Source organism: Ruegeria sp. CE9, assembly GCF_056537425.1.
Map to the genome: position 1 here is coordinate 64,920 of NZ_JBQFRO010000007.1, position 12,937 is coordinate 77,856.

Genomic DNA, 12,937 nt, shown 5'->3' on the forward strand with positions numbered 1-12,937 from the left:
GCCCCTACTGCAGTTCGCGCAATTGCGCCATCAAGTCAGTGGTGACGCGAACGCCATCTGCTTCGGCTACTGCGCGGTTTTTCAATCGGCCATCGCCGGGAACGCGTGCGTCACCGTTGCCTTCAATCTCGGCGCAGATACGTTGGACATAATCTCCGAACGCAGCATGGCCAAAACGTGCTGGATCGATCGCGATCAGTGTATTGCCGCCCTTGATGTTCAACGCTCCGTGCGCTTCGCGGTTTTCATTATCGACCGACAAGGTTCCACCGGCCAGCGCCGCCCCCAAAACTTCGATCAGGAAAGCAATCGCAGCGCCCTTATGTTCGCCGAACGGCAGTAAACTGCGGGTCTCCAAAATCGCGTTTGGATCGCGGGTCGGCTGACCCTTGGGGTCAAGGCCCGCAGGACGCGGCAGATCGTGCCCCTCAGCGGCAGCCATGCGAATATCCATCAACGCAACCATTGCCGAGGCCTGATCCCAGACAACCGGTTCACCCCCCGGGCGCGGGCAGGCGAAAGACATTGGGTTTGTACCGAAAACCGGGCGAATGCCGCCTTGTGGCACCACCATGGAAAGCGAGTTTACAACGCCCAGCGCGACCAGCCCTGCTTCGGCCAAGGGGCCGGTATCGAACCGCAGTGCCCCCAGATGATGGCAATTAGAGCAGGTGAACGCGGCGATCCCGTTCTCGCGGGCCATCGCGATCAGTTCGTCGCGCGCTTTAGCGGCAACGATCTGGTAATAGCCGTTATCGCCATCCCCTCGCAGAACGCCCGGTGCGATCCGTTCAACACTGGGAATGGCGGTAGGATTGGCATAGCCAGAGGAAAAACTTTGCGCATAGACAGGCAACATCCGCAGCCCATGACTGCGTGGCCCATCACGCTCGGACATGCGCACAATCTCGGCCAATATGGTGCTGCCATGGTCATCCATTCCAGCAGTTATAAGGACGGATTTGGCCAATTCCCTGACTTCGTCGAGTGAGAGAGTAGTCGTCGAGTTATCGGTCACGAGATTGATCCTGTCCTTGGGATGTAAAACGGGCACTTGAGCGCCCGCTTGCTGATATGTTCAGGCGCTGTATTCCACCCATTTCTTGGCAACGAATTCGTCCAGCGCGCGCCGTTTATCATCCGGCATTGGCGGCTGAACATAGGTGTTTAGCATGCGTATCGCCTCTTCCGTGCCGACGGTTTCTGCGGTTTTCGACCCTTCCGCCTCCCACTGTTCAAAACTGTCATTGTTTTGCAAGTGGTTCATGTGCATGGGGTTTTCACGCGTGTGATCCGTGCCCAGGAAATGACCTCCGGGACCGATCTGATCGATGTCACCCAACAAAGCATTCAGATTTTCATCTTGTAGGCCACTAAAGAACTTATGAAAATTCTCTAGCTGCATCGCGTCCTGCACCCATTTCGAGTAGCTGACCCCAAGCGCGCCCTCAAGGAAACCCGCCGAATGGACAATGTAGTTGGCCCCGCCAAGCAACACGGGCCACATGGAATTGGCTGTATCAAAAGCGGCCTGCATGTCGGGCGTTTTTGATCCCGTCCACATTGTACAGGTACGCCAGGGCACACCATAGAACCGCGCCATCTGACCAACCAGCAGGTTCATCAATCCGGGCTCTGGGGACCCCATCATCGGTGCACCTGTCTTCATCGACACACCCATGATTGCCACGCCCAGAACCATCGGGGCACCACGCCGAATGATTTGGCTGTAGGCCATTCCAGCCAGCGATTCTGCGATCAGCAACGCGACGCCCCCTTGTGGACTGGCAGGAGTGCTGGCCCCGGCCAGAACAAAGGGCGATAGCAAACACGGCTGGTTGGCCGCAGCGTAAACGCGAAGGCTCTGCAGCATGGTCTCATCCCAGACCAGAGGCGTGTTGCAGTTCAGCAGGGCGGCCATCACGACGTTTTCATCCACGAAATCCGCGCCAAACACGATGCGCGCCATCTCAACCGAGTCGCGTGCCGCCTGCTCGGACAGGACCGAGCCCTTGATCGGCTTATCCGTCAACGTCAGCGCGGCGTGAACCAGCTCCAGATGTCGTTGTGGAACCGGAACATCCTGAGGCTCGACAGGCAGAATGCCGGGCACCATCATCGACTGGCTCATCTGGCTGAGCTTGAAGAAGTTTTGAGCATCTTCAAGCATCGAAGGTCGGCGCACACCGTCCAGCCCATAGACAAACGGCGCGCCATAGGCATTTGCGAATACCGAATACTGATTGCCAACGCGCAATGAGCGATCAGGGTTGCGTGCGGCATAGCTCCATTCCACTGGAACCGCCGATATCAAATCCATTAGCATCTCGCGCCCGATACGGACCCGTTCACCCTGCACATCAGCGCCGTATTTCTTCCAATCCGCCAGCGCAACCGGATCGCGGAACTCAATACCCGTAGTCTCAAGTATCGTCATTGCCGCATTGTGGATTTTCTCAACCCCTTCTGGGCCAAGCAGATCAATCGGGCCGACCTTGCGATTCAGCGTCGACAGATAGACCGGGGGCGGATTGGTGCGGGCCTGAACCCGCGCTGCGCGTCCACCACCTCGGCCTGAGCGTGCTCTTACTTGTGCCATCTCATATCCTCCAGATCAGGCGCGCGCACGGGCGCTGGTTGGATCAACGGCGCAGGTATCGATCACTTCGGCGTCGCGCATTTCATTGTGGACCAGCACCTGCATCTTCGTACCGGGCGCTGTCATGTCTTGCGGCACCAGAGCCATCGCAATGTCGTGGTTGCAGTAATACGAGAAACCGCCCGAAGTGACGCGACCAATCAGTTTGCCGTCGGCATATACGCCCTCGTCAAACATCACCGATGTATCGCAGAACGGCAGTTTCAGGGTGACCAACTGGCTGTAAGTACCTTCTTCCTTCTGTTTCAGAAGCGCGGCTTTCCCGATGAACTCGCGCTCGGCAACCTGCCCGCCTGTTCTTTCCGTCAGAGCGACGAAACGGCCCAGATCGGCCTCGTAAGGGGTCAGATCTTTGCAGATCTCGCGGTTGATGGCGCGATAGGATTTTTCAAGGCGCATCGACTCCAACGCCTCAAGGCCAAACGGATTGACGCCCGCTTTCAGCAGCAAATCGACAAGGTGTCGGTTGTAGCCGACCGGGTGGTGAAGTTCCCATCCCAGTTCGCCCGTATAAGACACGCGCAACAGGTGAACGCCTTTAGCATAGCCAACCTCACCCATCTGCGCCGACAGCCACGGGAAAGCTTCGTTCGACAGGTCATTATCTGTGAGCGGTTGCAGAATCTCGCGCGCTTTTGGCCCGGCCAAAGCGATCACGCCCAATTGCTCCGAGATATCTACGAGAACAACCGAGCCATCCTTCGGCAGCACGCGCTGCAACTGATCCCAGTTATAGGCGCGCCAGTTCGGCGTCGAGATCAAATAGAAATCATCCTCGGCGTAGCGCACGATGGTGTATTCCGCATCCATGCCACCCTTTTCGTTCAGCATCAGCGACAGGGTCATACGACCGATCTTGGGCAGTTTGTTCGCCATCAGACCATCCAACCACGCAGCTGCGCCCGGACCACGCACGGTGAACTTGGTCATCGGAGACATTTCGATGAACCCAGCCTCTTCTCGGGTGGTCTTCACCTCTTCCTGCACCCGCTCCATATGATTGGTGCGGCGGAAGCTATGCTCGGGGATCGCTTCTTCGGGTGATTTGGCGAACCAGCGCGGGAATTCGTAGCCATTGAAGCTGGTCCAGACTGCTCCTTGTGCGGTCAGCAGATCATAGGATCCGACGGTCTTCATCGGACGTGCATCTGGGAAGTCCTCACCCGGCACATGCGCGTTCATATGGGTGCCCCAGGTCTCGCGCACCTTGTCCATCGTCCAGCGTTTGGACGCATAATCCGAGAACCGGCGCGGATCGAGTTCTGACATATCCATGCCTGGATCGCCGTCGACGATCCACTTGGCCAGGCGGTTACCTACGGTACCACCCCAGAGGATTCCACCGGGCATGCCCTCGGCAAGCCACAGATTGTCGTGCCCCGGTGCGGGACCAGCCAAGGGCAACTCATCCGGTGTCATTTGGAACGGGCCGCGCGTGTTGGCCTTGATGCCAACCTCACCCAAAGTTGGCACCCGCTCAATGGCACGCTCCCATTGGGTTTCGACGGCATCAAAGTCCTCGGGCAACAGATCGGCGCCAAACTCGGGCGGAACACGATCTTCGGCAAACAACTTCAGGTCTTTGGTGAATTCATACGGACCAAACTGGATGCCACCCACATCTTCGCGCAGATAGGCGCCGTAATCTTCGTCCCGCAGGATCGGGAATTCGGGCAGGCCCTGCGCCCGGCGCTCTTTCAACAGCGGTACCGTCTCGGTCGTCCAGTATTGGTGAACGATTGGAATACAGGGCAAATCCAGGCCCACACGACGCGCGTTTTCGCGGGCATAGTTGCCGGTGGCAAAGATCAAGTGCTCACACGTGATCTCACCCTGATTGGTTGTGACTTTCCAGTGGCCATTGTCCAGCTTTTCATAAGCCTGCGCTTCAGTGTTCTGGTAGACCGTGGCCCCAGCATCCCGCGCTAGCTTGGCCAGAGCCATGGTGATGTCGGCGGGGTTCACATAACCGTCTTCGGTGTGAAGAATGCCGCCCCGGATATCCGAGCTTTGGTTCAGGAGCGGATGAACCTCGGCAATCTCCTCCGGCGTCAGCAATTTGCACGGTACACCGGCCGCCTCCGCAATCGAGATATACGACTGGAACTCGTCCCAGCGTTTTTCAGTATTAGCCACACGCAGTTGGCCAACCTTGCGCAGCCCAACCGAACTGCCCATTTTTTCCTCGACCTCAGTGTAGATGCGAATGGTCTCCATCGTCATCTTTGACACATTGTGCGAGCGCACAAACGTGACCAGCAACCCGGCCGCATGCCAGGTGGAACCCGATGTCAGCGTCGTGCGCTCCAGCATAACGGCATCAGTACATCCGTGTTCGGTCAACCCGTACAGAATTGACGCCCCAACGCATCCACCTCCGACAACCACGACCTTTGCATGTGATTGCATGCTGTTACTCCTTCAATTAGTGCCACGGCCATCCCGGGATCGTACCGCGTGACGACTGAACTAGATGGTAATCAAGGCGTACGACGGCCTCTGGCTCGCATCTGAATCACACCCCGAACGGTTGGGGTGAATTTTCATTGTGGACCACTGTTGAGCAATTGCAAAAAGATTCATGATGCATAAGATGAACTAAGCCAAATTACCGCTGATCGCATGTGATTTATCAGTCTTTCAAATTACCACAGGTCAAATCATCTTGCCCAACCGCCCATATGATCTTCCGCCTCTCAGTTCACTGATCAGCTTTGAAACTGCTGCGCGGCATGTGAGTTTCAAAACGGCTGCTGAAGAGCTTAATGTCACTCCTGCCGCGATCAGCCATCAGGTCAAAGCGCTGGAAAACGATCTGCAATGCGCATTGTTCCTGCGCCATCATCGCGGCGTGGAACTGACTGAAAGCGGGGCCTATCTACTGGTTGCCCTTCAACGTGGCCTGGAAGGTATCAGCGAAGCGCTTGGCCAGTTGCGCCGCCAGTATGACCACAAAAGTGTGACGATACGTTCGTCCACGGCGGTCAGTTCGCTTTGGCTTACGCCTCGCCTTGCGCAATTCTGGAAGAAACATGGGCATGTATCGGTGACACAGGTTGTGACCGATCTTGGGGTCGATGGCACAAAATGTGATCTGAGCATCCACTTCGGTGATTCAAGTCGCGACACGGGTGTCATCAAGACCCTGTTTCACGACAATATCATGGCCTTGTGCAGCCCGCGGTTCGCGCAACAAAACCCCATCGAGCGTATCGAAGAGATCGCCCAAGTGCCTCTCATCCATCTCGATGCGCCGGATACAGGTTGGACCGATTGGCGTGCCTGGACCCAAAAACTGGGATACCAAGGCCCGCTGAATTCAGCGCACCGGGTCAACAACTATACGATTGCACTTCAGGCGGCTCAGGACGATATGGGCGTGGTTCTGGGGTGGGAGGGATTGACTTCTGATCTGGTCGCATCCGGCAAACTGGTGAAGTTTCTACCGCAGACGATCTCATCACAGCTGGACTTTTATGTGAAATTGCACAACACATCTTCCGACCGCGCCAAGCTTGTGTTCAAATGGCTTGGCGAGGCCGCTGACGGGAAGGTTTGAATATGACTTCGATCTGTTCCCAGAAGTAGTTCGTGGGCCTTATCGCTGGTTCCTTGCCGTTCTGAACAATAGCAGGAAAACAAACACCGATCCGATCGAGGTTGTAACAATTCCCACAGGCAATTCCTGCGGTGCGAGCAACAGTCGGCTGAGGATGTCCGAACCAGTTAACAAGGCTGCGCCGACGATTGCAGCGGTTGGCAACAGGTGCTTGTGCAGAGGCCCAGCAATCCCTCGGGCAATATGCGGCACCATCAGTCCGACAAAACCAATAACCCCAGCGACAGAGACAAACACAGCAGTTGCCAGAGCAGCAGTGAAGAACATGCTGAACCGAAGCCCTTGAACCGGCACACCCAGTGTCGCGGCGGTCAGATCCCCGGTCAGCAGCGCGTCCAACCAGCGGCTGCGATACAGTGAGTAGCTCAGGATAAGCAACAGGCCGACACAAACCAGTGGGAAAGTCTCCCATCTGGCAAGGCCCAGGCCGCCCAGCATCCAGAAGATGACTGAATGGGCGGCGCGGCTGTCACCAGCGAAAATCAGATAATTGGTGATGGCTGAGAACAAGAATGAGACGGCCAACCCGGCAAGGATCAGCTTTTCCGGCGCGCTGGTGCGCAGACCGTGGACCAGCGCTAGCACGATACCGGATGCCACAAGCCCGCCACAGAAGGCAGCTAACGGAAGGGTCCAGAAGCCCAGCACATCTCCGGTTACGGTAATTACAAAAACCGCCCCGGCCGCCGCGCCCGAAGACAGGCCAAACAGGAAGGGATCGGCAAGGTCATTTCGGGTGGTCGTTTGCAAAACCACACCAACAATGCCCAACCCGGCCCCGATCACAGCAGCAAACAACGCACGGGGCAAGCGCAGGTCGAAGACGATCCGATGCAGCGGCGACATCTCACCATCCTCCAGCCCGGTGCCGCGCAGAATTGCGGTCAGGGTGTCGGACAATGGAATCGAGGTCGTGCCGTAGATCGTGGAAATCAGTAAAAGGGCGGCCAGAACGACCGCCCCCAGCAACAACGTCAGGCCCAGTCGGCCCATGTCAACTCTGACCCGGATGCATCGCGTGTGCCATTTTCGAGATCGCCTCGATATTTGCCGGTCCCGGGGTCAGCTCTTCGTAGCGCAAACCGATCCAGCGCTCGTTCTTGACCGCGTCGGTCTGCGACATGACCGGATGTTCCTGCAGGAATTTGAACGTATCTTCGGCACCATTACCGGTCTGATAATCCAACAGCACCAAGAATTCCGGATTCGACGCGGCAACCGCCTCCCATGAGGTGCGGCCCCAGCTTGTGTCCATATCATGGGTGACGTTTTCGCCACCAGCAGCTGAGATCATCGCATCGGGAATCGCGAATTTGCCAGCTGTGAAAGGCGCATCCGCCGGGCCATCCAGCAAGAAAACGCGCGGCTTGGGCAGATCAGCGGTTTTGGCTTCGATCGCTGCCAGCTGCTCTTTCCAGTCCGCAACCAGCGCCTCGGCCTTGTCCTCGATATGCATGACCTTGCCCAAACGCAGAACATCGTTAAACAGCAGGTCCATGCTGGCTTGTGGCCGGTCCTTATCCAGATGCACGCAGCTTTCGGTCAGGATCATGGTCTTGATCCCGAACGGCGCCAGGGTGTCAGGCGTTACATCGCCTCCGGGCTTCATCCCATAGTACCAGCCGGCAAAGAACAGGTCAGGCTCAGCCGCCACAAGGTTTTCGACAGTCGGGTATTTCGGTGCAAGCTCGGGGATGTCGCCGCGCAGCGCATCGAAATCGGGGCTGGTCTTGTACCATCCGGTGATGCCGGTCAGGCCAACGATCTTGTCCTGCAAACCCAAAGCAAAGGCCATGTCGGTCATGTTCATGTCATGGACGACCAGTCGCTCGGGCTGGGTTTCAAAGACCAGAGGCTCACCGCAATTGTCGACAGTGACCTCGTGCGCAGCAGCGCCGCTTGCCATGGCAGTGGCCAATGCCACGGACCAGATTTGTTTCATGAGAATTCTCCTAAGTCTATGTGGATATAGTTGTTTTTCGGATATCAAGGGCCGGGATCACGCGGCCTTCGTGATGAAAGCAGAGGAAATCGACGCCAAAGGTTTCGCGCACCCGTTCTGGCGTCAGCACCTCTTCCACCGATCCGAATCCAATCATGCGGGTCGATTTCATCAGCGCCACGTGGGTGGCAAATTCGGGGATCATGACCAGATCATGCACGATCATCACCACGGTGATCCCAAGCTCAGCGACCAGAGATAGCATGCGCCCCTTCGCGTCGGGATCCAAATGATTGGTCGGTTCATCAAGAAACAGCAAGGATGGATTCTGCGCCAGAGCACGCGCGATATGCGCGCGCTGACGTTCACCCCCTGACAGCTGTGCCATTCGCTTACCCGACAAGCTGGCAAGACCGGTCAGATCAAGAATCCGATCCAATTCTTTGGCATGTGCTTCGGCTGAGCGATCAGCACGAATGGGTATCTGCCCCAACGCAACGTAGTCCCGCAATCCCAAACGCCCGTCAGGCAATTCCTGCTGGCCCACCACCGCGATCATGCGCGCACGCTCTTTGGCCGAAAGCTGTTTCAGACTCCGCCCCTTGATGCGAACATCGCCAAGGGCCAGCGGTTCGGCACCGCAAAGCAAATTCAGAAGGGTCGTCTTACCTGCGCCATTCGGTCCGGCGATGGCCAGGATCGATCCTTCGACCAATTCAAAGGAAACGCCCTGCAGCAGGATATCCCCGTTAAGCGCATAATACTCGAGGTTCTCGGCAACCAGAAAGCTTTGCTCCGTCATGGCGCAACCCTCGGTATGCGCGAGAGCGTCTTCTTGAACAATGCCCTCGGACGATCCGTGGCATTTGTCCATCCATCCGCGCACAGCTGGTACTGTTCTGCGAATTCCACAATCGCGTCCAGATCGTTGCCTGTTGCTATGTCGCCAAACAGATATTGAGCCTTGCCAAGTGCCTGAAATCCGATTGTCGCAGGTCGGTCACATCCAGCCATGCAATCGACAGTGCGAATTGCAAAGCCATCCGGCAGCCTGTCCGACAGCGTGTTAACTACGTGATCCGTGAAAATGGAATCCCGGCAGCCCGCGCATACAAGAACGAAATGATCGCAGTGTTTGGTCATCACGCGCCTCGCCTACTGTAACATCAAAATGAATGCAATGTTATTACATTGCATATCGTATGCCGTAATCTGCGCGCGATGCGCCGCGACCCTTCTTCTATTGCAATCGGGATTAATAATATCAGCAATCATTCGAATGCCCCACTCGACCTGTTTCCAGCCGCGTGCGGAAGCTGCCAACGATGTAAACACGTTTTAGACGTGCCATTAAGCCTCCTTCCAGGACACCCCGCCCCGGTTTGGTTGAACATTTGATGGCAGGTCTCCTGACTTGCGGGTCCTAGCTCAGCCAACCTTCCCGATCCTTTGGATCAGTGGCTGTTTGGCCTTGCTCGCCGCTTACAGTTGCGGGGGCAGTTACGGAATTGGCGCCTGTCGGCAAACCTCACCGTATTCCCTTTTCATCCCTTGGGCGCACCATTGGGAACCATCTCTTGATTGACTGCCTGAGATCATGAGACACGTCAATGATAAAGTCGAAAGTTGAGGCTTCAGGAAAATTACGGTCGCGTCATCTTTGTCCTTGAGGGCCAAACCAACATACTTGGATGCTGACCGAAAGTGGCATGTAGCGTCTCAGATCAATCCGTTTGGTACCACCGTCCGGAAAAACACCTCTTAATAGGCAAGACCAGCAGTATGCATTCCTAGCCGCTAAAGCGTGAATTTGCTCGATGCCAGATCAATGGGTAGTCGAATTTATCGTTTCCGCAGGCACACATGGTTGGAAAAATCTGAATCTGCGTTAAGCTGTTCGGATTTAGAGGAATGGTTTTGCCGGCACCTTACGCGTGATTGATCATTGCCTGGGCTTATCCAAGGAGAGGGTTCTTTGACACATGTTTCGCAAAATGGATTACCCCCAGATCTTGTTGAAGATGTTATCGACCACAATGCCGAGGCTGTCGCGCTATGGAAGGGTCGTCGCCTAAGGGCACAGCATGGGCGCAGCCACGGATGTGTCGCCGCAACGTTCACTGTAAGGAAGAACTTACCTGACCACCTGCGCCATGGGCTCTTTGAACAGCCTGCAAGCTATGTGGCCGCAGTTCGGTTTTCCAACGGCGCGCATCTTGATGACCGAAAATCAGATGCGCACGGGATGGCGATCAAACTCTTTGACGTGCCCGGACCCAAGCTGATCGACACCGAAGCCCTTGCACATTTGGGCATCTCGCAGCTCAGCGACGAGTTTGATTTTGTACTGGTCGATCAGGATGTATTTCCCAGCTATGTCCCCGAAGAATACGAGCGATTAGGCAAGCTTGTCGCCACATTACAAGCGGTGCAGCACGCATTCAAAGGGCGGCGAAAATGGAGTTTGAAACTGGTGGCCAAAGGCCTGGGCGCAGCCTTTCGTGCCCTCTTCACGCGCGAAGGTAAACGCCAATTCGGTGTTGCGAGTGAGTTTGCGTCAAAATACATGCACTCACCGTTCGAAGTTCATTTCTGGTCTACAACACCTTATCGTCTGGGGCCTGATCTGACGATCAGATATCTGGCACGCAGCGCACGGCCCAACATTCCCACAACACCTGTGGATGGCCCTGACGATATCGGCAAACACTTGCGGCAAGATGTGTCTGAGGGCGACAATCAATTTGAGCTTTGCGTAATTGAGCCGCCGCGCAGCGATGCAGATTTTAATGCGCTCGACAATCGCATTCGGTGGGCTTGTGATCCGCAACCCGATGCGCCGCTCGACCCATACCACCATTCCGTCACGCCGGTTGCGGATATCACCATTTCCCAGGGCGCAGCCTTTGACCCGCAAGATGGCGACGCGATGAGCTTTTCGCCTTGGCGCGTCACGGCAGAGCATGAGCCTCTGGGGCCGATCAATGCGATCCGGCTAAGGACCTATCTAAGCCTGGCGCGTGCCCGGTTCCCTAACAAATGACCAGACGGAGACGTTTTGATGCTGGATGTTGATGATCTGATCGACCTCGGGTTCAAGGTCGCCCCACGCTTTACAAGCTATGTCACGGCAATCAGGCTTGCGAACGCCGCCAAAGTGCACCGACCAAGACCATACATCTTAAACAAGGACTATACGACTTGGCCGGGGGTGTATTCACACCGTTGGATTGGCCGGCATACGCAGCCCGAAGACCCTTCGCCAATCTTGCCCTCCGAAAGCGAGGTCGCCGACCTGTTTCGGCGCAGAACGCAAATTGACGGTAGCCCGCTTACGCTGCTGTGCCCCCAAGGATCGACACTCTTTTTCATATCGGCTGCACAGTGGTTTACCGATAGTTTTCTGCGCACATTCGTAGCGCCGGATACGTTTGGTCAGACGGATTCGAACCACGAAGTCGACCTGTGTCAGATTTACGGGCTGAATGATTTTCAGACCGACATGTTGCGCGAACGCGACCCCGATACCAAAGAATTGACCCATCGCCTTGCCTTTCGACTGGATGCACAAGGTGAAATGTGGGCGCCAAAACTGTTTCAAAAGGACCAATCCGGGGGCGTGAAACTTGCGCCGCCCTTTGATGGCAGCCTTGCCACGGGGGACAATTGCGGAAAGCCATTACATGATCCCTGCAAACTGTGGAATGCCGTGAAGCGCGCGCATCCGGGGCTGCGCAAGCGTGAGATTGATCAGCTTCTGCTCGATTTTCACGCGACCGGGCTCGACAATGGCAATGGCACAATCGGCTATATCGTCATCAACACGCTGATGTTGCGCGCGCATAATACCTTTGCCGATCTGCTTTGGCGTGAGAAACGCGGAACTGCGGGTTGGGACAAAGAGCGCGTGTTTCAAACCACGCGATGCACCCTGATTGCCCTTCTGATCAAGCTGGTGCTTGAAGACTACATCGCCCATGTCGCCAATATGCCGTTCAAAATGCCCGTTGGTGCCAATCGGTGGCAGCCGTGGCATCACGCCAACCAAATCGCGATCGAGTTTAATCTGCTTTACCGATGGCACTCGATGATCCCCGAGCGCTTTATCATCGACGGCGCACAAGTTGGGCCAGAAGGGTTCCGATTCAATCCGCGGCTGGTCGAGCAGACAGGGCTTGCCGAAATGATCCGCTCATTGTCCCGCCAGCAAGCTGGGCGCATATCGCTTAGGAACACTCCAGATTTTCTGTTTCAGAGGCCTGCGTCGGGCGCCCTATCTCCAGTCGAAGCCACAATTGCCGTAAGCCGGAGGGCCCGTTTGCCGTCTCTGAATGTATATCGTGAACACTTTGGACGCAGAAAGCACGCCAGCTTTACCGAGATGGTTGGTGATCAGCCATTTGCGGATGAATTGATTGCGGATCTCAGTCGGCTGTACTGCGATGTCAATCGCGTCGAGATGTTTCCGGGCCTGTTTGCCGAGCAGCATAAGGGCACTGTGATCATGGGTGACCTGATGACATCAATGGTGGCCTATGACGCGATCACGCAGCTTTTGAACAACCCGATGGTGTCCAAGAACCTGTATTCAGAACAGACGTTTTCAGCAAAGGGACATCAGTTGCTGCAGAAGACGTCCTCGTTTGCCCAAGTCGCGAATTTCGTCGGGTTGGACCTGCCGCCTGAAGATTGCACCATGGGTCGACGATCCTGAACC

10 protein-coding genes and 1 riboswitch are annotated in these 12,937 nt (G+C 56.0%); of the genes, 3 read left to right on the forward strand and 7 right to left on the reverse strand.

Annotation, left to right across the window (positions count from 1 at the left end; translation table 11 throughout):
• Nucleotides 1-4: 4 nt before the first annotated feature.
• The 3 genes from ACR0B3_RS14465 to ACR0B3_RS14475 are packed head-to-tail and all read right to left on the reverse strand — an operon-like array spanning nucleotide 5 to nucleotide 5,068.
• Entirely contained in the window at nucleotides 5-1,018 is a 1,014-nt protein-coding gene (locus ACR0B3_RS14465; protein ID WP_480809699.1) for an Ldh family oxidoreductase, read from the reverse strand.
• A gap of 60 nt (nucleotides 1,019-1,078) precedes the next feature.
• Nucleotides 1,079-2,599: a trimethylamine methyltransferase family protein gene (locus ACR0B3_RS14470; RefSeq protein ID WP_480809700.1), complete on the reverse strand. Its 1,521-nt coding sequence runs from the start codon at nucleotides 2,597-2,599 to the stop codon at nucleotides 1,079-1,081.
• 15 nt (nucleotides 2,600-2,614) lie between these two features.
• A complete protein-coding gene (locus tag ACR0B3_RS14475; protein ID WP_480809701.1) occupies nucleotides 2,615-5,068 on the reverse strand; it encodes a GcvT family protein in 2,454 nt (817 codons plus the stop codon).
• A gap of 256 nt (nucleotides 5,069-5,324) precedes the next feature.
• On the opposite strand from ACR0B3_RS14475, the gene ACR0B3_RS14480 reads away from it, so the two are divergent.
• Nucleotides 5,325-6,218 carry a LysR substrate-binding domain-containing protein gene (locus ACR0B3_RS14480; RefSeq protein WP_480809702.1) on the forward strand — a complete coding sequence of 298 codons (894 nt, stop codon included), beginning with the start codon at nucleotides 5,325-5,327 and terminating at the stop codon, nucleotides 6,216-6,218.
• A gap of 39 nt (nucleotides 6,219-6,257) precedes the next feature.
• Here the strand turns inward: ACR0B3_RS14480 and ACR0B3_RS14485 are convergent, their stop codons facing one another.
• Genes ACR0B3_RS14485 through ACR0B3_RS14500 form a run of 4 tightly spaced genes read right to left on the reverse strand, consistent with a single transcriptional unit; the run spans nucleotide 6,258 to nucleotide 9,363 of the window.
• Nucleotides 6,258-7,271: a FecCD family ABC transporter permease gene (locus ACR0B3_RS14485; protein WP_480809703.1), complete on the reverse strand. Its 1,014-nt coding sequence runs from the start codon at nucleotides 7,269-7,271 to the stop codon at nucleotides 6,258-6,260.
• 1 nt (nucleotide 7,272) lies between these two features.
• Entirely contained in the window at nucleotides 7,273-8,220 is a 948-nt protein-coding gene (locus ACR0B3_RS14490; RefSeq protein WP_480809704.1) for an ABC transporter substrate-binding protein, read from the reverse strand.
• Between the two features lie 16 nt (nucleotides 8,221-8,236).
• A complete protein-coding gene (locus tag ACR0B3_RS14495; RefSeq protein ID WP_480809705.1) occupies nucleotides 8,237-9,022 on the reverse strand; it encodes an ABC transporter ATP-binding protein in 786 nt (261 codons plus the stop codon).
• Nucleotides 9,019-9,363, reverse strand: a complete 345-nt coding sequence (locus tag ACR0B3_RS14500) for a DUF1636 family protein (protein WP_480809706.1) — start codon at nucleotides 9,361-9,363, stop codon at nucleotides 9,019-9,021. The genes ACR0B3_RS14495 and ACR0B3_RS14500 overlap by 4 nt, the downstream gene beginning before the upstream one ends.
• Nucleotides 9,364-9,602: 239 nt before the next feature.
• Nucleotides 9,603-9,810, reverse strand: a riboswitch (cobalamin riboswitch).
• A 385-nt stretch (nucleotides 9,811-10,195) separates the two neighbouring features.
• Between ACR0B3_RS14500 and ACR0B3_RS14505 the strand changes: the two genes are divergently transcribed.
• Both ACR0B3_RS14505 and ACR0B3_RS14510 read left to right on the forward strand, forming a co-directional pair.
• A complete protein-coding gene (locus tag ACR0B3_RS14505; RefSeq protein ID WP_480809707.1) occupies nucleotides 10,196-11,263 on the forward strand; it encodes a catalase family protein in 1,068 nt (355 codons plus the stop codon).
• A gap of 18 nt (nucleotides 11,264-11,281) precedes the next feature.
• Complete coding sequence (locus tag ACR0B3_RS14510) at nucleotides 11,282-12,934, forward strand: peroxidase family protein (RefSeq protein WP_480809708.1); 1,653 nt, start codon at nucleotides 11,282-11,284, stop codon at nucleotides 12,932-12,934.
• Nucleotides 12,935-12,937: the final 3 nt, after the last annotated feature.